The organism is Sphingobacterium sp. MYb388 (assembly GCF_037479535.1).
Lineage (GTDB): Bacteria > Bacteroidota > Bacteroidia > Sphingobacteriales > Sphingobacteriaceae > Sphingobacterium > Sphingobacterium anhuiense.
This window is the reverse complement of the sequence record NZ_JBBGYV010000006.1, coordinates 290,884-312,718: the sequence shown is the minus strand read 5'-3', so window position 1 is coordinate 312,718 and position 21,835 is coordinate 290,884. Positions and strand designations below refer to the sequence as shown.

Here is a 21,835-nt window from a genome sequence, read left to right as displayed (position 1 = left end):
TAAAGTTAGGCATCTTGTTTGGACATTATTGCATAAAAGTACGATAAGTGGACTTCCAGTCTCTATAGCCTCCCCAAGCAATCACGGCAAATACAAAATATAGAATCGCCGTTAGCAATAAACCTTTATGTAAGTAAAGTGGAATATAACAGATATCTACAAAAACCCACAGTAGCCAGTTTTGCAGTACTTTTCGTGTCATTAAAAATTGTGCAACAAAGCTTACGGCAGTGCAAAAACCATCTGCATATGGAACGTCTGAATCAGTCAGCTTTTGTAGAAAAGTGCCAAGCAAAGCAGTCAGGATTCCGATAGTAATTATCGTGAACAGCATTTCACGTTTTGTAAAGGAGACAATAGGCTTATCGTTTTCTCTGATTTTCTTTGACCAATAATACCAGCCATAAATGGCTGTAACTAAAAAATAGAGTTGTAATACGGCGTCCCCATATAATTTACTATGATAGAAAATATAGCCATAGGTCACCACACTGATTACGCTGATGGGCCAATTAAGGATATGTTGTTTAGCGGCGAGATAGACACATAAAAAACCGGTGATGGTACCGATCCATTCAAGCATGGTCGTCTGGGCAAATTGTTGTATAATCTGCTGTATAATTGCTGGCATAGCTCTCATGTCTTTAGAAGTAAAGATACGAATTTAGCAAAACCGTTCATTTGTCCAAAAGTAATTTTAGGACATCAACACTTTAAGATGAATTGCGAACTATTAGAGCTATCGTATCGAACGATCTTTAAGGTGCTCAGTCACTATTTTCATTTATTGTACTTGCTTGTTTGCACAAGTCGTACTGGCAAATGATTCTGGTTTTGCCTTGAACACAAAACCCATTCCCATAATGTAACCCATGGCTTCTTTTAATGCGACATTAGATTGAAAATTAGGGTTGGTATTAATGTCTGCATGGACTTCCAAATCGACTTGGTATTGCTCTAGGAGTGGACAAAGTGCATAAGCAACGTCGATGGATTTTTGAACTTCGAGGAGCATCCGTTCTTTAATGCCCATCAGGTGATTTCTTTTATCTTTATGTACGAACATAAATCCGCCTCGGTGTTCTCGGAGGAAAACAATAACGGTTGCAAAATCAATAGTTCCTCTTTTAATCTGTGAATCTGTCCCGATATAGACTTTGAGCTTATTGCCTAGATCTATTTCTTTTAAGATGTTGGTTTCAACAGCATCCCATATGGATGTCTTGATGCTTTCGCCATTGTATTTTTGCCAAGTCATATAAAGATAAGTTAGTTTGTGTATGTGCGTATTTCATTTTGTTGTTTAAATTTACTGATATATAATGTGTTAAGAGCGATTCTCTGTATTAAGTTTTTACTACTAAATTATTAAAAGACTAATGCTTATTTCCAAAAGCAAGGTCTCCCGCATCGCCTAAACCGGGTACAATGTACGCTTTGCTTGTCAGTTCATTATCTACTGCTCCGACCCATATTGTCGCTTTGGGTAAGAATGCCTGCACATGTCTAATACCTTCTTCGGAAGCGATGGCAATAACAATATGTAATTCTCTAATTGCATAATCATTTAAAAGATCCTTACAGCATAGTACTGCGCTTTTTCCGGTGGCTAGCATCGGATCGGCAACAATGACAATTTTGTTATCCAGATTTGGGGTGTTTACATATTCTTTATGGATTTCAAATTCACCACTTTTCTTGGTGTGACGATAGGCCGCAATAAATGCACTGTCCGAGTGATCGAAAACATTCAACAAACCTTGATGTAAGGGTAATCCTGCTCGCAGAATAGTTGCCAAAACGGGTTGATCAAGGAGCATCTGCGTATTTGCAACACCCAATGGAGTTTCTACATCTACAGGTGCATAAGTCAGTGTTTTACTGATTTCATAGGCAAATATTTCCCCAAGGCGTTCTAGATTGCGCCGGAAGCGCATGCGGTCTTTCTGAATGTTGACATCACGTAGTTCGGCAATGTATTGATTTGCGATGCTGTTCTGTGTGCTGAGGATATTGAGCATATCGTGTAGATTTTAGTGATTATACCAATTTACACAAATATTATTACTTATTGTTTGTTTAAACGGAAAAATAGTTGTGAATAGCAGACTCATTGAATAATATAAATGCCTCATTTATTTTGATTAAATTTGTATTACTTGAATAAGATTTTATGAAGTTCCAACTTACGTCTGAATATAAGCCTACTGGAGATCAACCTACTGCAATCAAAGAATTGGTGCAGGGTTTAAACGAAGGAGAACAATACCAAACCCTCTTAGGGGTGACTGGATCTGGAAAAACGTTTACAGTGGCGAATGTGATTCAGCAAACACAGAAACCGACTTTAATACTCAGCCATAATAAAACATTAGCAGCTCAGCTTTACGGAGAGTTTAAGCAGTTTTTTCCTGACAATGCTGTCAATTATTTTGTCTCTTACTACGACTACTATCAGCCGGAAGCTTTTATCGCGTCATCGAATACGTATATTGAGAAAGATTTAGCGATCAATGAAGAGATTGAGAAATTACGTCTTGCTACTACAACGGCACTGATGTCGGGAAGGCGTGATGTTATTGTTGTATCTTCTGTTTCCTGTATTTATGGTATGGGTAATCCTGAAGATTTCTCCAAGTCGATTTTTCGATTTGCTGTTGGGACAGTGATTTCCCGTAACGCATTTTTGCATCGCTTGGTTGAGATCTTGTATGCGCGTACGACGACTGAATTTAAGAGAGGTACTTTTCGTGTAAAGGGAGATACAGTAGATATTTTCCCAGCCTATTTGGATTTTGCCATTCGCGTATCATTTTTTGGTGATGAGATTGATGAGTTGAGTGAAATCGATCCGGTAACAGGAAAGACCTTAAGTAGAATGGAAGATCTAGCTCTTTTTCCTGCAACACTCTTTGTAACACCAAAGGAAAAGTTTACTTCAACGATCTGGGCAATTCAAGAAGAGATGGTGCAACGTAGAACACAGTTGGAAGAGGAAGGTAAGATGCTGGAAGCGAAACGTCTGGAAGAACGTGTTAATTACGATCTGGAGATGATGCGAGAGCTTGGCTATTGTTCCGGAATTGAAAATTATTCGCGGTTTTTTGATGGTCGTGAGCCTGGGATGCGTCCTTTCTGTTTACTGGATTATTTTCCCGAAGATTATTTACTTGTTATAGACGAAAGTCATGTAACGATTCCGCAATTACGGGCCATGTATGGTGGAGACCGTTCCAGAAAAATTGCTTTGGTAGAACATGGTTTTAGGTTACCGGCAGCGCTTGACAATAGGCCTTTGAATTTCCCTGAATTTGAATCTTTGACGAATCAGACGATTTATGTTTCTGCAACACCGGGAGATTACGAGTTACAGCAGACGGAAGGTGTTTTTGTTGAGCAAGTTATACGGCCGACAGGGTTGTTAGATCCGATTATTGAAGTTCATCCTGCGATTAATCAGGTGGATGATTTCCTTGAGGAAGCAGATAAGGCCATTAAAGCCGGTGGACGTGTGTTAGCGACAACGTTGACGAAGCGTATGGCAGAAGAGTTAACCAAATATATGACTAAGCTGCATATAAAAGTTAGGTATATTCACTCTGAGGTAAAGACATTGGAACGGGTCGAAATTTTAAGAGGATTGCGTCTTGGTGAATTTGATGTTCTGGTAGGGGTCAACTTATTGAGGGAAGGTCTTGATTTACCTGAAGTAACATTAGTCGCGATATTGGATGCTGATAAGGAAGGTTTTTTGCGTTCTCAGAGATCATTGATTCAGACAATCGGTCGTGCTGCGCGTAATGACAAAGGGCGTGTGATCATGTATGCAGATCGGATGACAGATAGTATGGCTGCTACTATTGATGAGACTACCCGCCGTCGTGAGAAACAAATGAAATATAACGAAGAACATCATATTACGCCTCGAACTGTCGGAAAAACTAAAGAGGAGATTATGGAGCAAACCTCGGTCGCTGATTTCAATGGACTGGAGCCGAAGATATATGTTGAGCCAGATCCTTCGGTAGCCATTGCCGCAGATCCGGTGTTACAATACCTAGGTGAGAAAGAGCTTAAAAAAGCGATCGATACAGTTCGTAAGAAAATGGAAAAGGCAGCCAAAGAAATGGACTTCTTAGAAGCCGCTAAACTTAGAGATGAGATGTTCTCCCTAGAGAAAATATTTGATGAACGATTTAAATAAAAAAAGGGCTTAAGCCCTTTTTTTATTCTTTTTCTTTATATAAAGTTTTGTCGCCTTTAATTAATGTCCAGCAATGCTGATCCTGAATTAACTTGTAATCCTGATTTTCATATTCATATTCTTTGACGTGTTTTAAGACAATGCTTTCTGGGCTTTCTTTTAGAAAAACCTCTGCGGCATGTTTCTTATCATCAATAATCAGAAATGCCGCTGTTTCATAGCTATCTGAATTATTAACGATATCCAATTGTATCTGTTCAAAAGGCCTAACACAGCTATCTTTTAAAGTTGACCAAGTGTATCCTGCACTGGCGATACAGCCGTGCTTGTCTTTATCACCGCCCACTGTCGCTGTTTCTTTGGATTGGGCAGCCTCCTTGTTCTTTTGTTGGCATGAAACGAACAAAAGCGAAGCAACCATGATACTGTTAAGTAAACGATTCATATATGATGGTGTTTTGAATTGAGAGTATTCCTACACAAATTGTACCATATAAAATATACCTTTTTGGTAGATAATTTTTCATAAACCTTTCTTTTGTCAAAACGCTTCTTTATTTTTATAAGAATAAGTAATTACCTAAACAAAATAAACACAAAAAAATATATGAAAAAGCCAATTGTTGTTATCAAGTTTGGCTCAGCTTCTATTACGACAGCGGACGGGGAGGTAGATGAACGGATCGTATTGGAGATTGCAAGACAGGTTGCTCAAATACAACAGAAATATAATGTCGTTCTGGTTTCTTCAGGAGCAGTTGCGGCAGGAAAAAAGTTTTTGACACGGTATTCGGGGACTTTGTCAGAAAGAAAGGCTGCAGCAGCTATTGGTAATCCTTTGTTATTGCAAATTTATAGTACTTATTTTCGACCCTTTAAAATTGCTTTAGCTCAAAGTTTATGTGAGCGTCAGCATTTTGCAAATAGGAATCAATTTGTGCAATTGAAAAATACTTATGAAACTTTATGGAAAAATAACATTATTCCTATTGCCAATGAAAATGATGTGGTGAGTAATAAAGAATTGAAATTTTCTGATAATGATGAGTTGGCGACTTTGATTGCAGTTGGCTTTGGTGCTGAGCAAATTTTATTTACAACTTCGGTACCCGGAGTTATGGATTCGGAAGGAATAGTTATCCCCGAATTAAAAGTGATCGATAAGGCGGCACTTTCTTTAGCAAGAACAGATAAGTCTTCTGTCGGTCTTGGTGGTATGACGTCAAAATTAAATTTTGCACGGTTGGCTAATCAGATGGGGATACGGGCTGTTATTTTTAGCATGCAAACTGAAAATGCCTTGCTGAAAGCGATCGAAGGTCAAACGGGTACGATCTGCATGGCACAACCTAAAAAGGTTTCTTCCCGCAATAAATGGTTAGCAAGTGGAAGTTTAATTAAGGGTAAAGTAATTATTGATAGAGGTGCTGTAGAGGCACTTTTGCAACGAAAAAGTCTCTTACTTGTTGGTGTTAAAACCTGTGTTGAACAGTTTGAGGAAGGTGAAGTGTTCCATATTTTTGACGAAGATGATCAAATCATTGCTGTTGCTAAATCTAAGTGGGATATGGGCGATTTAATGAAGAATGTAAAACGTAAAGATATTATCTTAGCACATGCTGATGATATCGTATTGTTATAATATGGAAAATATCACAGAGCAATTAGAAGCAGCATTGGCTGCAACAAGGGATATAAATCAATTGGATTCAGATACAAAAGCACATATTTTAACTGATCTGGCAGAGATATTGCGAGCACGGGTTACTGCTATTCTATTTGAAAATGAAAAAGATCTGAAATTATTAGATGCAGATGATCCGAAAAGGGATCGGTTGGTTTTGAATGCCGAAAGGATAGAGGCTTTGGCAAAAAGTGTGTTGGATGTTGCTAAACTTCCTGATCCTTCCGGAAAGTTATTAAACCAGCAGGTTTTGGATAATGGTTTATTGTTGGAAAAGAAAGCAGTTCCTTTGGGGGTAGTCGCGGTTATATATGAGTCTAGACCGAATGTGACTATTGATGTGGCTGCATTATGTATTCGCTCGGGCAATGTTTGTCTGTTGCGGGGTGGCACGGATGCTTTTCATACAAATCAGATATTGGTTGAGATCATTCAAAAAGTTTTGATTCAGCATCATTTAAACCCAAATATTGTTCAATTACTGCCAACAGACCGGAAATTTGTACAAGAATTACTTACGGCAACAAAATTTGTGGATATTATTATCCCCCGAGGCTCGCAATCATTGATTGATTTTGTTCGTGCGCATGCTAAAGTTCCCGTTATTGAAACAGGTGCTGGGGTGTGTCATACCTATGTAGAGCAATCAGCAACAATCGATAAGGCTGTTGCTATTGTTGCTAACGCAAAAATATCCAGACCTTCTGTTTGCAATGCATTGGATACGATATTATTAGATGAAGAGATTGCTGATTCATTTTTAGATGGAATTATCGTTCCCTTTGAAAAGGAGCGGGTGGAAGTTTTTGCTGATGAACGGAGTTATGCTATTTTAGAGCGATTGGGATATCCTTATTTGCAACAAGCAAATGAAGTTGATTTTGGGCGTGAATTTTTAGATCTTAAATGTTCAATTAAAATATTAAAAGGACTGGAACAGGCTTTGACGCACATTGCTACTTATTCCTCCCGTCATTCAGAATGTATTGTCTCCAATGATTCGGAAAAATTGGAACGATTTATGAATGCTGTGGATGCCGCTGCAGTGTATGCCAATGCCTCCACGCGATTTACAGATGGTGGAGAATTTGGTTTAGGAGCTGAGATCGGTATTTCTACACAAAAGCTTCACGCTAGAGGACCTTTTGCCTTAGAAAAATTAGTGACTGAAAAATGGTATGTAACGGGTAATGGACAAATAAGATAGTATGGGAATTAGATTTGAAAGTAATTCATTGTTGAATTGGACAAATGAAATGGGTAAGTTTTTGAGATTACTTGTCGATGAACAGCATGTTTTTGATGAGCCTTCATCCATTGTATTTGATAAAGCTTACGATGAGTTTTTTAAAAAAAGCCGTCAATTTTTCTTGACGGTAACTGATGAAGCTTTATTAAGCTACGCGAAAGAAGATCTGGAAGTGGAGCAGATAAGACCATTAGCATTGGTACTGATGCACGATGGTTTGAAAAGTAAGGACGTTCAAGAACAGCAAATCTTACTTCTAAGATCTAAGTTGTTATTAAATTATGTAATGAAAGAAACCTCTAGCTTTGCATTTGAAGATTATGGCTATTTAGCAACAATAGATGGTAAGCTTGTTTAATGGCAGATAAAATTTGATCACTTTTTAATCTGCTATCCTTAAAATAGAGGAAAATAAAAAGATTCACAGGGCATGATCGGTTGCCCTGTGAATCTTTTTATTTTAGTATCTCTCTAGCGATGACTAATCGCTGTATCTCAGAAGTTCCTTCATAAATCTGTGTGATCTTTGCGTCACGCATCAATCTTTCTACATGGTACTCTTTTACATAGCCATATCCACCATGGATCTGAACGGCTTCAATACTTGTTTTCATCGCAACTTCGGAAGCATGTAGTTTGGCCATTGCCGCTTCTTTGCTGTAGGGCAACCCTTGATCTTTTGTCCATGCTGCTTTATATGTCAATAGTCTTGCGGCTTCTATTTCAACTTCCATATCTGCGAGTTTAAATTGAATAGCCTGATGCTCTGCAATTGGTTTTCCAAAGGTTTTTCGCTCTTTTGCATAAGCAAGAGCGAATTCATAAGCACCTGCGGCGATACCTAATGCTTGGGCCGCAATACCAATTCTACCTCCATCTAATGTTTTCATGGCAAATTTGAATCCAAATCCATCTTCACCTATGCGGTTTTCTTTAGGGACTTTAACATCAGTAAATAAGAGTGAGTGGGTATCTGAGCTTCTGATGCCAAGTTTATTCTCTTTTGGTCCGATTGTAAAACCAGGCATCCCTTTTTCTACAATCAGTACATTTATGCCACGATGTGCTTTTTCGGGATGCGTCTGTGCAATGATGAGGCAAATATCGGCATTACCGCCATTTGTGATCCAGTTTTTAGTGCCATTTAAAAGGTAATGATCTCCTTGATCTATTGCTGTTGTGTGCTGAGATGTTGCATCTGAACCCGCTTCAGGTTCGGATAGGGCAAAAGCACCTAGCTTTTCTCCAGAAGCTAAAGGTCTTAAATACTTTTCTTTTTGCTCTTCGGTGCCGAAAGCTTCTAAGCCGTAGCATACGAGAGAATTATTAACAGACATGATCACTGCAGCTGATGCGTCGATTTTAGCAATTTCTTCCAAGACCAAGGTATAAGCTAATGCATCAAGCCCTGCACCTCCATACTTACTGTCGACCATCATGCCCATAAATCCTAATTCACCCATTTTCTTCACCTGGTCGTAAGGGAATAGTGCTTTCTCATCCCGTTCTATGACACCCGGTTTTAAATCCTGTTGCGCGAAATCTCGAGCAGCTTCCTGAATCATGCTATATTCTTCGTTTAATTCAAAATTCATAATGTGTACATTGGTAATGGTTTGTAAGTAAATATACTTATTTTATTATTATGCTTGCATAATAAAGTTTAATAATTTTTAAAAGGTTTTTGTAAAAAACAAAGCTTAGATTTTGTTATGAATAAAAATCTACTATATTTGTAGAGTATATAGTGTATTACGAATTTAAAAAAGAAAGATATGAGTTTAAGATTAGGAGATGAAGCGCCAAATTTTAAAGCGCAGACGACAATAGGAGATATTGATTTCCATGAGTTTATTAAAGATAGCTGGGTTGTGTTTTTTTCGCACCCCTCTGATTATACACCTGTTTGTACAACTGAACTTGGACGGACAGCGAAATTAAAATCGGAGTTTGATAAAAGGGGTGTGAAAGCAATCGCTTTAAGTGTTGATCCTGTTCAAGATCATTTGGATTGGATACAGGATATCAACGAAACCCAGAATACTACTGTTAATTTTCCGATTATTGCTGACGAAGATCGTCATGTATCCGAATTGTATGATATGATTCACCCCAATGCTTCTGCAACGGTAACAGTACGTTCGGTATTTATTATAGGGCCAGATAAAAAAATTAAATTAACACTAACGTACCCTGCATCTACCGGTCGTAATTTTGATGAAATATTACGTGTTATTGATTCTTTACAATTGACTGCCGATTATTCTGTAGCTACACCTGCGGACTGGAAACATGGAGAGGATGTGATTGTGGTTCCTGCTATCAAAACAGAAGACATCCCTGCAAAGTTCCCGAAAGGCTTTAAAGAAATCAAACCTTACTTAAGAACAACTCCACAGCCTAATTTATAATTAGGAGTATATTATTCATAAAAAAAGGCATCAATTTGAATTGATGCCTTTTTTTATGGGTCTTAAATGATTAATATACTTTCACCATGTATATATAATCTTGCATTCTTTTTATTTGCTCTGTTCTTGAAAGACCAGAGAGCATATTTTTCTTATTTAATTTTACTTGCCCTTGCAATGAATCGGCAGGTATTTCATCTAATGCTTTCAATATCGATTTTGTTTTGATTGCAAAACCGGCACCATCAATCCCTCTTTGTTTACCGGAGATAATACCGATAACATTTCCTTTGGTGTCCATTACTGGACCACCGCTGTTACCTGGGTTAACAGGGATTGAAATTTGATAAGCGATTGTATCACCGGCATATCCTGTCGATGAACTCAAATATCCTTGCCCGTACACGGCCTCATCCCGTGGGAAACCTATCGTATAAATATCTTCTCCTAAATCTGATGCTGCGGTTTTAAAGGTGTATGGTAAAGTTTTGCCTCTTTTAAAGTTCGCATCTTCAATTAGTAGTATCGCTAAATCATTGCTGGCGTCCGAATGGATTACCTGTGCTTTGTATGATTCCCCTTTATTATTTTGCAGGTATATTGAATCTGCACCGCTTACAACATGGTAGTTGGTCACGACATAACCATTATTTGAAACCATAAACCCTGTAGCTCCATATTGACTGACAGAAGATTCACTTGCTTTGGTTGATTTATTATTAATACTTTTCAGCGCAGCATTATGTTCATTGACATCTTTCTTCACATTATTCATGTCACGCTTCAATGCACTGTAATCTGTATTAGCTTTATCAATATTCTTATAATATCCTGAAATCCATAATGTGGAAAATACGGCAACTACGGCTACCGAAGCAGCTACTAATGAACTTGCTTTCAATTTTTCCCATAAAGAGATTACTTTTGTTTGCTTCATCGGAATCACTTTCGCCTGCTGATGCGACTGGTGATAACTTTTAGCGGACTGTGCGAGTTGCTGTTTAAAATCAATACGTGACTGTGTATCTTTAAGATTGTCAAGAAATTGACGGTGTTGCGTTAGCTGTGCCGAGAAAGAAGGGTTTTCTGCACAGAAAGATTGGAAAGAAGCACGCTCTTCTTTTATCATTTCATCCCTGAGATAGCGATCTGCTAATTCAAAAAACTCTTGTTGACTCATCATACTCATTGTTCGTTATACTAATTTCTTTACTGCATGAAAAATAGTTTTTTCAATCTTTGCAGGCATTTGTATTTTTGAGTTTTGGCATTGTCAGTATTGGTATATCCAAACTTCTCGCAGATCTCCTGCATGGAATGGTTCTGGATATAGAAATCGTGGAGAATGGTTTTACAAGGTTCTCCTAAAAGAGACATTGCGTGTTCCATTTGGTCAAATTTTTTGTCAAGCTCCTGATGTCGCTCGATATCATCGTTATCCGGTAACGAATCTTCATAACCTCGGATATCTACTGATCCAAAACCTGCACGATTTAACTGCTTAAGCCAAAGTCTTCGGCAAATCGAATATAGATAGGTTTTAAGTTTACTGCTTAATTCAAAATTACCTTTAGAAACCTTGTCATAAAGAACAATCACGGCCTCTTGGAAGATATCTTTTGCCTCATCTTCGCTTCCGTTATTTTGAGAAATCATATGGGCAATAGATGGATAGTATAATTCATATATTGCATCCAATGCAATACTACTACCCGATTTAATACCGGCTATGATTTGCTCATCATTCTCGAGCTTATTTGATTTACTGATCTTACTCACCTATTAATACCTTAATATAACTAATAGTAACCCAACGAGTTTAATATTTGTGTTGTTTGGTAGAAAAACCCATTCTACGTAGGGCCAAACCTACTCTTTTTTTTTGATAAGCGTAAATTTTTTAAACGAAAAAAATAGCGGTTTCGTGTGCATCAAGTTTATTTTTGATTTTGGGCACTCAGCCGTTTATGAAGCTTTCCTAATTAACTTTTTGAACAGAATGGAACTTATCCATCTTTATATATATAAATTTTACGCAATCGAATGATTAATTGTAGCTACTTGTATTTCATTATATTGCTTATATTTTTGTGGACAACCTCTATTTAATAAATGAATATGATCAAATCATTATCTATGCGAATAAGCTGTGTCATGGCAGTTTTATTAGCATCGGCCTTTCAGGCGAATGCACAAATCGGTGATCCGATTGCAGGCTTTCGTTATGGGGTCGAAACGATTCCAACAGGTAAAGAGTGGGAGTCTCCCCAAGACCTCGCGCTCAATAAGGAGCAACCCCATGCTTATTTTTTCTCTTTTAAAGATGCTGATAAGGCTCGTAAAGTATTACCGGAAAATAGTGAGTATTGGAAGTCTTTAAACGGTACCTGGAAATTTAATTGGGTAAAAACTCCTGATGAAAGACCGAAGAATTTTTTTGATCCTCAAGCAGATGTAACAGCTTGGGATAATGTTGGTGTTCCAATGAGCTGGAATATAGCGGGCATTCAAAAAGATGGTACGCTAAAATATGGTGTGCCGATTTATGTTAACCAACCTGTTATTTTTCAACATCAGGTAAAAGTGGATGACTGGCGCGGAGGTGTTATGCGTACCCCACCAAAGCATTGGACAACGTATATCTACCGAAATGAAGTTGGATCTTATAGACGCTCATTCGAAGTGCCAACTAATTGGGACGGCCGTGATATCTATATTAATTTTGATGGGGTAGATTCATTTTTTTATCTATGGATCAATGGGAAGTATGTTGGTTTCTCAAAAAATTCACGTAATGTCGCTTCTTTTAATATCACTGATTATTTGAATAAAAAAGGTGAAAATGTTGTCGCCGTAGAAGTGTACAGGAATTCAGATGCTTCTTTTATTGAGGCTCAGGATATGTTCCGTCTTCCGGGGATATTTAGAACTGTCGCTTTAACAGCAAAGCCGAAGGTTCAGATTCGTGATGTTGTCGCCATTCCAGATCTGGATGAAAAGTATCAAAATGGAACTTTAAGTATTAAAGCTGAAATCTTAAATAAAGATAAAAAAGTTGCTAAAGGTCATCAGATTAAATATAGTCTTTATGCGAATGAACTTTATAGCGATGTTAATACAGCTGTAAAATCTATTTTGGTATCGAGTGATGTGGTAGATGTTAATCCGAATACCTCATCTATCGTGAAAGCTTCTCTTCAAGTTGAAAACCCCAATAAATGGTCAGCAGAGCGTCCATACCGGTACACACTTGTTGCTGAATTAAGAGATAGTAAAAACCGTACAATAGAAACATCTTCTCTTTACGTTGGTTTCCGTAAAGTGGAAATTAAAGATACAAAGGCTTCTGATGATGAGTTTGGTTTGGCAGGACGTTATTTCTTTGTAAATGGCAAAACTGTAAAATTGAAAGGGGTAAATCGCCATGAATCAAATCCTGAGAAAGGAAAAGTGGTGACACATGAGCAGATGGAGCAGGAAATCATCTTGATGAAGAAAGCGAATATCAATCATGTTCGTAATTCACATTATCCAGATGATCCATATTGGTATTACTTATGTGATAAATACGGAATCTATTTAGAAGATGAGGCTAATATTGAAAGTCATGAATATTACTATGGCGATGCTTCTCTTTCACACCCTCCGGAATGGAAGAATGCACACGTAGCACGTAACTTGGAGATGGTTCATGCAAATGTAAATCATCCTTCTATTGTTCTCTGGTCATTGGGTAATGAGGCCGGCCCTGGAAACAACTTTGTAGCGGCATATGATGCGATTAAAAAATTTGATACATCACGTCCTGTTCAGTACGAGCGTAATAATAATATCGTTGATATGGGGTCGAACCAATACCCTTCGATCGAATGGGTTCGTCAAGCTGTAAAAGGGCAGTTTAAGATGAAATACCCGTTCCATATTTCCGAATATGCACACTCTATGGGGAATGCATCAGGTAACCTGATTGATTATTGGGAAGCAATTGAATCGACAAATTTCTTTATGGGCGGAGCTACTTGGGATTGGATCGATCAGGCCATGTATTATTATGATAAACAGTCTGGTGAAAAGTTCTTTGCTTATGGAGGTGATTTTGGTGATAAACCTAATGATGGAACATTTGTCAATAATGGTTTGATTTTCGCAGATATGAAGCCAAAGCCACAATATTATGAGGTAAAGAAAGTTTACCAGAATGTGGGCGTTAAGGCTGTTGATATTGCACAGGGTAAAATAGAAATCTTTAATAAGAACTATTTTGTTTCTTTAGTAGATTACGATATCGTTTGGTCTTTATATGAAAATGGTGTGGAGATACAGAAGCCTGTCTCAGTAGTAAAGGGTGAAACAGTTGAAGCACGTGAGAAGAAAGTGGTTACATTACCTTTGGACTTTCAAAAATTAAATAAACAATCGGAATACTTTGTTAAAGTACAGTTCTTATTAGCTAAAGATCAATTATGGGCAGCTAAAGGATATTTACAGATGGAGGAACAGTTGTTTGTTAAAGCTGCAAGTGAAAAACCTACTATAGCTGCTGTTCAGACAAATGCTAAACTAAGCATCGTTGATGAACAAAAGTTAAAAGTAATTAAAGGTTCAGATTTCATTATTAAGTTTGATACGGAAAATGGTAGTATTTATAGCCTAAACTATGCTGGAAAACAGGTTATTCGTGACGGTGAGGGACCTAAATTAGATGCTTTCCGTGCACCAGTAGATAATGATAACTGGGCTTATCAGCAATGGTTTCAAAAGGGCTTACATAATCTGAAGCATAAAGCATTATCCAGCTCGATCTACAAGAGACAAGATGGAGCAATCATTTTATCATTTATGGTCGAATCGCAAGCGCCTAATGCAGCGACTATTCATGGTGGTACTTCTGGAACATATACGATTGAAGAACATAAAGACAAACCTTTTGGCGCTAATGACTTCAAGTTTACAACAAATCAGGTCTGGACAGTATATCAAGATGGTTCGCTCGAATTAGCCGCTAATGTAACATCCAATGATGAAACGTTAGCTTTAGCCCGATTAGGTTATGGTTTGCAGCTACCAGAACAATATAGCAACTATACGTATTACGGAAGAGGACCGATCAATAACTATGCAGACCGTAAAACTGCACAGAATATAGAGTTACATACGAGTACGGTTAAAGACCAATTTGTTCCATGGCCCAATCCTCAAAGTATGAGTAATAATGAAGAGGTGCGTTGGACAGCTTTAACGGATGAGTCGGGGTCTGGTGTGGTCTTTATTGCCAAAGATCATATGTCGACATCTGCACTACCGTGGAGCGAGATGGAAGTTACCTTAGCAAGTCATCCCTATAAATTACCAAAAAGCTCAGGTACACATTTACATGTGGATGCGGCAGTTACCGGTTTGGGTGGAAATAGCTGTGGGCAAGGACCTCCATTGGAACAAGATCGTGTGAAAGCAAAATCAACTTCGTTTGGCTTTATTATCCGTCCTGTTGCTAATCAGGATTATCGTCAGAAGTCTCAGGTATCTCTAGCGGGTGATGTGCCGATCTCGGTGTCAAGAAGCCGTAACGGTGACTTGCATATCGCAAGTGAGCAGGTAGGTGCGGAACTATATTATACCATTGGTAAAGGAAAACCACAAATATACAAAGCTCCTGTTAACTTACGTGAAGGTGGTATTGTGACAGCATGGGCAAAGGGCAATGAGAAATTGAAAGCTTCCTTCCAATTTCCTAAAATAGAAAGTATCCCGATGCAAGTTGTATTTGCTTCGAGTGAAGAAACAGGGGAAGGTGAAGCTTCTAATTTATTAGATGGTGATCCAAGTACAATTTGGCATTCGATGTATTCTGTTACTGTGGCACAATATCCGCATTGGGTAGATTTTGATGCGAATGCAATTAAAACCATTAAAGCTTTTACCTATACCCCACGTCAAGGTGGTGGTAATGGTACCATTAAAGGCTATAAATTGCAAGTGAGTACAGATGGTAAGAATTGGAGCGAGCCAGTTGCTGAAGGTAATTTCGAAAATAACGGAAAGCCGAAGACAGTAACTTTGGCTAAGTCAGTAAAAGGTCGTTTTATTCGTTTTACAGCATTAAGTTCGCAAAATGGACAAGACTTTGCTGCAGCTGCGGAATTCTCTGTGAGCGCAGAATAATAGCTTTATAATAAAACAAAATAGAAGCCTTCGTATTCCTTGCATATTAAGGCTTCTTTTTTTGTCAGTATCTATATATTGATAGGAATTTTAGATTGTACATTTAATTTGGACAGTTAGCCAATGATAAGCTTTTCTTGCGCTATTATGAGTCAAAAATGATATTTAGGGACGAGTTAACACAATAATCTGCTAGATCTATCTCTGAGTTTGAAAAATAGATTAAAAGCGTTAAAATAATAGGGTTTTAGATGTTCAAGATGTTGAACATGTTTTGCGTTATGCATATTTCGTATAGCTATACTAAAAGCTATCTATAGAAAATGTAATAAAAAAGAACAGGTGAATTAGGGAGAAGTCCTAATAAACAAAAAAAACTTTCAATTTGCATTGAAAGCTTTTTTATTCCAGCGGTCCGGACGGGACTCGAACCCGCGACCCCATGCGTGACAGGCATGTATTCTAACCAGCTGAACTACCGGACCGTTTTTACTTTTTTTGGCGGTCTGGACGGGACTCGAACCCGCGACCCCATGCGTGACAGGCATGTATTCTAACCAGCTGAACTACCAGACCGAAAAATGTAAAATGTTATTTAAAATTGGCGGTCCGGACGGGACTCGAACCCGCGACCCCATGCGTGACAGGCATGTATTCTAACCAGCTGAACTACCGGACCAAATTTTAAATGTTGTTAAAGAACTATTCGAGATTACTCTCTTATTTCTGGCGGTCTGGACGGGACTCGAACCCGCGACCCCATGCGTGACAGGCATGTATTCTAACCAGCTGAACTACCAGACCGTTTACCTTCTCTCTTGAAGGTGTGCAAATATAGCGTTTATTTCTTTATTTGCTAATATTATTTTAAAAAAAACTAGTCTACGGCTCCGTCTTTCATCTTTTCTGCATTCTCAGCGAACTGTAATGCGTCGATAATCGGCTGAATATCACCGTCCAAAATAGCTGGTAAATTGTATGTTGTCATTCCAATACGGTGCTCTGTAAATCTTCCCTGAGGGTAGTTATAAGTACGAATTTTTGCAGAACGGTCACCGGTTGAGACTAAAGTTTTTCTTTTTGCTGCAATATCGCCGTTCTTTTTGTTCAATTCGATCTCGTAAAGTTTAGTACGAAGCATTTCCATTGCCAATTCACGGTTCGCTAATTGAGAACGTTCTACTTGACATACCACTACAATACCAGAAGGTTTGTGAGTCAACTGTACTTTTGTTTCTACCTTATTGACGTTCTGACCACCGGCACCACCTGAACGTGACGTATGCATCTCAACATCTCCTGGGTTGATGTCAACATCCACTTCTTCAGCTTCTGGAAGAACAGCAACAGATGCCGCAGAAGTATGGACACGACCTTGCGTTTCTGTATCAGGAACACGTTGTACACGGTGTACACCTGATTCATATTTCAATTGCCCATAAGTATCTTCACCCATTACTTTCAAGATTACCTCTTTATAGCCACCAGAAGTTCCTTCCGTTACATCCATAACCTCAACTTTCCAGCCTTTGGTTTCAAAGAATCGGGTATACATACGGTATAAATCACCTGCAAATAATGCCGCTTCATCACCACCAGTACCACCACGAATCTCTAAAATTGCATTTTTGTCATCTTCCGGATCTTTCGGAATCAGCATCATGCGGATTTCATCTTCCTTCTCTTCTTTTGCAACTAATAATTCATCAAGTTCTTCTTTCGCCATATCGCGAAGTTCTTGATCTTTCTCATTGCTGATAATATCTTTATTGGTATCGATATTGCTTACCATATTTCTGTAAATATGGTACTGATCTACGATTTTGCCTAAATCTTTGTATTCTTTATTTAATTTGGCAAAACGCTTCATATCTTTGATGGTCTCTGGATTGCTTAATTCAGCCTCCACTTCTTCCCATCTTTCTTTTATCGCCTGTAATTTTTCTAACATAATTCACATTATTCAAACCCTGCGACATGCGCAAGAGCTTTTAAGCTTACAAAAGTAAAGAAATTTTGTCGATTTAATAATAGTTCTATTGCTTAATGTGAAGAAACTGCCTTCAAGCCTACAATAGATGCGATAAGAGTGAAAATGAAGAATATGCGCCAAAAATCTGCAGGTTCTTTAAAGAAGAAGATTCCGATTAAAACTGTTCCTACGGCACCAATTCCTGTCCAAACTGCATACGCAGTACCGAGCGGTAATGTTTGCGTTGCTTTGATTAGTAAACCCATGCTTAAAAACAGGGAAAGGACAAATCCGAAATACCAAAGATACATGGCAGAACCTTCGCTTTGTTTTGCCTTTCCTAAGCAGGTGGTAAACCCAATTTCAAATAACCCACCTAAAATTAATAATATCCAATTCATAGCCTTTTTTTTTGCAAAGATGGATACAATTAGCGTAATTATTTTTTACTAATGTTAAAAAATTACCGAATGTTGGCGCGGATACGGCTTAGGGTGACTTGGGAAATTCCTAAATAGGAGGCAATGTAACCTAATTTGATACGGTTGATATAAGTGGGGTATTTATCGAGCAGATCCATATATCTACTTTGTGCAGTATTGAAAAGTTTGGACATCGCTCTCTGTTCAATTTTAATAAATTCGTACTCTGCAATTTTTCTCCCTAAGTTAGCAATGCGAATATTTTCTTCATATAACCTGAAAAGGGCGGGAGAGTTTATTTTAAATAAAGTAGCATCTTCTACAATAGCAATGTTTTCATATCCAGGCTCATTTCGGGCGTAGGTATTGATCGACATCAGCATACAGCCTGCATCATTAAAATCAAGTGTGATTTCTCTATTAGGAACTTCATAATAGACGCGTGCTAATCCTGATGATAGTATGTAGATATCATGTTGCAGTTTGTCCTGTTGTATAATGATGGTATTCCGAGGGATGTGGACTTCGGTCGTAATAGCTTCTATAGCCTCAATGTCATCTGCTTCTAAGGGGTAGTAACTCAAAAGGCAATCGCGTAAACTTTTTTTTATTTCGACCATTTTTCAAGTTTTAGTTTATGACCATCCCAGACTGCATAGGTCTGGTAATTCATCCATTCACCTAAGTTTATCACTCGGCTCTGATCCGAAAGTTTGATGTCATAAGGTAAATGACGATGTCCGAAAATGTAGAAATCATGGTGCTGCTTGGCTTCCATTTCTTTTGCATAACCAATGAGCCATTCCTGATCTTCACCTAAAAAATGCTCATCTTCATTATTAGCAAGTCGACTGTGTTTTGACCAGCGTGTGGCAATGCCGATTCCTAAATTTGGGTGCAATCTTGCAAATAGCCATTGACAGGTCTTACTTCGGAAGAATTTTTTTAAGATTTTATATTTACGATCTCCCGCACCTAAGCCATCACCATGATGGAGATAAAAAGATTTTTGATCTCGGTTTATGAGTAGTTCGTTATCGACAATAGTTGCTTGCAGTTCGTTTTTAAAATAATCGAACATCCACATGTCATGATTTCCTTTAAAGATGGTTAATTTGACTCCTTTATCCACCAATTCTGCCAGTTTTCCGAGAAAACGAATATATCCTCTTGGTACAACGGTACTGTATTCAAACCAAAAGTCAAAAATATCACCTACTAAATATAATTCAGCAACATCATCTTTAATATGATCAAGCCAAGATATAATAAGACGTTCTCTTTCTTTGGATTTACTTTGTGGATAAGATCCCAAATGAAAATCCGAAGCGAAATAGATATTTTTTCCTGTTGACATGTGGTCAAAACTACCTAAATCACTTCGGATTTCAAACTTCAATAAATTTGTTTTTTACAATTCTAATTTTTAATGGAAATAACATCCATTAAAAATTACCATCAGCGTTTTTCTTTAAGTTGTTTGATAAATGGTGCTAAATATGCTTTTGCTTCGGAATCCAATGATTCAATTGATTTATTCAATTTTGAAGGAACGATTTTTTTTATGGCCAGCAATGATGCACTTAATACAGCATAGGATTGTTCTTTTAGACCTTTTTCAATAATAGGCAAGTATTTATGATTACCGCTATTTCCTAATGCGACCAATGCTGAAGCTCTTACTTTCGTTGTGGGATCCTGTTGCGCCATGGAGATAATTTTTGCTTCAACACTATTTTTAACGGATGGATCTGTTAAATCCAATCCTTGAATTGCAGCAGCTCTAAGATCTTCTTCTTTGTCGTTTAATGCTTCTATTAACAATTTTGTTGTTTCCGTATTTTTATTGTGTAAGGCATATCCAATTGCTTTAATACGGTTATAATAGGTCGGTACATTTTGATATTGATACGTATAGTCGGACATTGTTTTATTATCGATGACCTCACCAACCAATATTTTAGCAGGATCAAAATCGATAAAATCAGGCTTTTGTTCAAAAGGAAAACTAAATTCCTGTGATCGCTGATTAATAAGAATAGTTTTAGTCTCTTTTCCATTTGCCGTATAAAAATCGATGCTTAAAGGTAAAGTGAACGTTTGTACGCTGACATCCTGCATCTGCTTAATGGCTAATTTCTGCGTCCCATTTTCATAAGTATATTGGATATTTAAAATAGGATGACCGCCTTTATAATACCATTGATTGAAATATGGACTCCAATCTTTACCTGTTATTTCTTCCATAGCAAGTCGAAGCTGGTGCGTTTCTCCTGTTTTATGGGCATTGTCTGTTAAATATTTTTGTAACGATTTATAGAAAGCAGCATCTCCCATCTGATTTTTTAATGCATAGAGAATTACCGATCCTTTTGAATAGGAGATATTATCAAACATATCTTCTTTATCGTTATAATGAAAGCGTGCTAAGGTAGGGCTTATTCCATTTTTGGTCGATCTTAAATAACTTTGCAGTTTTTCAAACCGAGATTTATCTTCTTTATCTTGTCCGCCATCGTGACCGCGCCATATCACCTCTCCGAATGTTGCAAAAGATTCATTCATGGTCAGATTTGACCATGATTCGGCTGTTACTAAATCACCGAACCATTGATGAAATAGCTCATGGGCAATAGTTCCTTCCTCATTATCATCTAGTAATTCCCGTGTTGTCTTTTGTACCGGTTCACCATGTAAAGTTGCAGTTGTATTTTCCATAGCTCCCGATACATAGTCTCGCGCAACTACTTGGGCATATTTATTCCAGGGATATTCTACGCCTAAAATTTGACTGTAGTAAGCCATCATTGCTGGTGTTTTGCCGAATATATCTTTCGCATATGGAGCGTATTTTGGTTCGAGGTAATAATCCACCGGAATGGATTTGTAGTGATCATTTGTTATTTTGAAATCACCAACGGCCATCATAAATAAGTATGGAGCATGAGCTTGGGTCATTTCCCAAGTATCTGTTCGGGTACCATCCGTATTTTTATGCTGTGCTGTTAACGCTCCATTAGAAAGGGTTGTATAGTGGTCCTGCACCGTAATGGAGATTTCAGAAGTAGTTTTTTGATTTGGTTTATCTATGGTAGGAAACCAGGCCGAAGAGGCCTCCGTTTCACCCTGTGTCCATATCTGGATCGGTTTATTTGGAACTTTTCCATCCGGGTTGATAAAATACAATCCTTTTGCATCGGAAATTGCCGCACTGCCTTTGGCTTTTAATTCATCTGGTTTAGAAGTGTAGGCTATATAAATGGTGTATTTCTCGGTCCCTTGAAATGGTTTTCCTAAGTTAATGAATAGCGATTCGCCATCATAATCATATTTGAGCGGTGTTTTTTGATTACCTTCTTGTAATGCAATCTCTTTTATGTCCATCCCCTTGGCATCTAAGCGTAAAGAGTCGGTCGGATAGAAGTGAGGTTTTAGCGTCAACCATTCTTCTCCATATAGGTAGCGTTTTCCGTAATCAAATTTTACATTCAGTTTAGTATGGACCAAATCATTGATTTTAGTCTCTGTGGCCCGGTATTGATTGATCGGTAACGCTTGATTAGGTTGTGCAAATACTGTTGTTAAGCTGGCAGCAGTTAGTACACTTAGCGTTAAAAATATTTTATGAATCATTCGATGTTAATTTATACTTAGGCAATTTGCGATATTTTCTGTAGTAAACGAATTTTGTTGAAAAAATGTTTGCCTAATCTAATTATTTAAGCGACGCT

General features: G+C 37.8%; 18 protein-coding genes and 4 tRNA genes. 6 read left to right on the top strand and 16 right to left on the bottom strand.

Translation table 11 applies throughout. The annotated features are described in order from the left end of the window. Positions 1–25: 25 nt before the first annotated feature. The 3 genes from pnuC to upp all read right to left on the bottom strand — a co-directional run bounded on the left by pnuC (position 26) and on the right by upp (position 2,021). The gene (gene pnuC / locus WH188_RS19155) at positions 26–631 is read right to left on the bottom strand and encodes a nicotinamide riboside transporter PnuC (RefSeq protein WP_168128316.1); all 606 of its coding nucleotides are present in this window, start codon (positions 629–631) and stop codon (positions 26–28) included. 153 nt (positions 632–784) lie between these two features. After that, positions 785–1,258, bottom strand: coding sequence for a ribonuclease H-like YkuK family protein (locus tag WH188_RS19150; protein ID WP_021190635.1), 474 nt, complete (start codon positions 1,256–1,258; stop codon positions 785–787). A 118-nt stretch (positions 1,259–1,376) separates the two neighbouring features. Continuing rightward, complete coding sequence (gene upp, locus WH188_RS19145) at positions 1,377–2,021, bottom strand: uracil phosphoribosyltransferase (RefSeq protein WP_021190634.1); 645 nt, start codon at positions 2,019–2,021, stop codon at positions 1,377–1,379. Positions 2,022–2,173: 152 nt separating this feature from the next. On the opposite strand from upp, the gene uvrB reads away from it, so the two are divergent. Further along, the gene (uvrB, locus tag WH188_RS19140; protein ID WP_132772531.1) at positions 2,174–4,204 is read left to right on the top strand and encodes an excinuclease ABC subunit UvrB; all 2,031 of its coding nucleotides are present in this window, start codon (positions 2,174–2,176) and stop codon (positions 4,202–4,204) included. Between the two features lie 22 nt (positions 4,205–4,226). Here the strand turns inward: uvrB and WH188_RS19135 are convergent, their stop codons facing one another. Continuing rightward, on the bottom strand, positions 4,227–4,649 hold the full coding sequence (locus tag WH188_RS19135) for a hypothetical protein (RefSeq protein WP_315402768.1): 423 nt from the start codon (positions 4,647–4,649) through the stop codon (positions 4,227–4,229). 162 nt (positions 4,650–4,811) lie between these two features. Here WH188_RS19135 and proB point away from each other — a divergent pair, with 162 nt between their 5' ends. Genes proB through WH188_RS19120 form a run of 3 tightly spaced genes read left to right on the top strand, consistent with a single transcriptional unit; the run spans position 4,812 to position 7,495 of the window. Then, positions 4,812–5,846 carry a glutamate 5-kinase gene (gene proB / locus WH188_RS19130; protein ID WP_021192437.1) on the top strand — a complete coding sequence of 345 codons (1,035 nt, stop codon included), beginning with the start codon at positions 4,812–4,814 and terminating at the stop codon, positions 5,844–5,846. Position 5,847: 1 nt separating this feature from the next. Further along, the gene (locus tag WH188_RS19125; protein WP_339424504.1) at positions 5,848–7,095 is read left to right on the top strand and encodes a glutamate-5-semialdehyde dehydrogenase; all 1,248 of its coding nucleotides are present in this window, start codon (positions 5,848–5,850) and stop codon (positions 7,093–7,095) included. Between the two features lies 1 nt (position 7,096). Beyond that, a complete protein-coding gene (locus WH188_RS19120; protein WP_168128313.1) occupies positions 7,097–7,495 on the top strand; it encodes a hypothetical protein in 399 nt (132 codons plus the stop codon). 97 nt (positions 7,496–7,592) lie between these two features. Here WH188_RS19120 and WH188_RS19115 read toward each other — a convergent pair whose 3' ends face one another. Beyond that, positions 7,593–8,732, bottom strand: a complete 1,140-nt coding sequence (locus tag WH188_RS19115; protein WP_132843885.1) for an acyl-CoA dehydrogenase — start codon at positions 8,730–8,732, stop codon at positions 7,593–7,595. A 180-nt stretch (positions 8,733–8,912) separates the two neighbouring features. On the opposite strand from WH188_RS19115, the gene WH188_RS19110 reads away from it, so the two are divergent. Beyond that, positions 8,913–9,548 carry a peroxiredoxin gene (locus tag WH188_RS19110; protein ID WP_132772521.1) on the top strand — a complete coding sequence of 212 codons (636 nt, stop codon included), beginning with the start codon at positions 8,913–8,915 and terminating at the stop codon, positions 9,546–9,548. Between the two features lie 70 nt (positions 9,549–9,618). Here WH188_RS19110 and WH188_RS19105 read toward each other — a convergent pair whose 3' ends face one another. Further along, the gene (locus WH188_RS19105) at positions 9,619–10,731 is read right to left on the bottom strand and encodes a trypsin-like peptidase domain-containing protein (RefSeq protein WP_339424503.1); all 1,113 of its coding nucleotides are present in this window, start codon (positions 10,729–10,731) and stop codon (positions 9,619–9,621) included. A gap of 26 nt (positions 10,732–10,757) precedes the next feature. Beyond that, entirely contained in the window at positions 10,758–11,327 is a 570-nt protein-coding gene (locus WH188_RS19100; protein ID WP_132772517.1) for an RNA polymerase sigma factor, read from the bottom strand. Between the two features lie 339 nt (positions 11,328–11,666). Between WH188_RS19100 and WH188_RS19095 the strand changes: the two genes are divergently transcribed. After that, positions 11,667–15,710, top strand: coding sequence for a glycoside hydrolase family 2 TIM barrel-domain containing protein (locus WH188_RS19095; RefSeq protein ID WP_339424502.1), 4,044 nt, complete (start codon positions 11,667–11,669; stop codon positions 15,708–15,710). Between the two features lie 411 nt (positions 15,711–16,121). Here the strand turns inward: WH188_RS19095 and WH188_RS19090 are convergent. From WH188_RS19090 to WH188_RS19050, 9 genes are all read right to left on the bottom strand, one after another. Beyond that, positions 16,122–16,195 (bottom strand) — tRNA-Asp (locus WH188_RS19090). Between the two features lie 14 nt (positions 16,196–16,209). Further along, a tRNA-Asp gene (locus WH188_RS19085) sits at positions 16,210–16,286 on the bottom strand. A gap of 26 nt (positions 16,287–16,312) precedes the next feature. Then, positions 16,313–16,389: transfer RNA gene (locus WH188_RS19080), tRNA-Asp, on the bottom strand. A 48-nt stretch (positions 16,390–16,437) separates the two neighbouring features. Continuing rightward, positions 16,438–16,514: transfer RNA gene (locus WH188_RS19075), tRNA-Asp, on the bottom strand. 73 nt (positions 16,515–16,587) lie between these two features. Next, positions 16,588–17,661, bottom strand: coding sequence for a peptide chain release factor 1 (gene prfA / locus WH188_RS19070; RefSeq protein WP_132772513.1), 1,074 nt, complete (start codon positions 17,659–17,661; stop codon positions 16,588–16,590). 92 nt (positions 17,662–17,753) lie between these two features. Further along, entirely contained in the window at positions 17,754–18,083 is a 330-nt protein-coding gene (locus WH188_RS19065) for a DMT family transporter (protein ID WP_021189301.1), read from the bottom strand. A gap of 62 nt (positions 18,084–18,145) precedes the next feature. Further along, entirely contained in the window at positions 18,146–18,724 is a 579-nt protein-coding gene (locus WH188_RS19060; RefSeq protein ID WP_132772511.1) for a Crp/Fnr family transcriptional regulator, read from the bottom strand. Next, positions 18,712–19,461, bottom strand: coding sequence for a UDP-2,3-diacylglucosamine diphosphatase (locus WH188_RS19055; RefSeq protein ID WP_339424506.1), 750 nt, complete (start codon positions 19,459–19,461; stop codon positions 18,712–18,714). Before WH188_RS19055 ends, WH188_RS19060 begins: the two co-directional genes overlap by 13 nt. A gap of 101 nt (positions 19,462–19,562) precedes the next feature. Then, on the bottom strand, positions 19,563–21,737 hold the full coding sequence (locus tag WH188_RS19050; protein WP_339424501.1) for a M1 family aminopeptidase: 2,175 nt from the start codon (positions 21,735–21,737) through the stop codon (positions 19,563–19,565). Positions 21,738–21,835 lie beyond the last annotated feature (98 nt).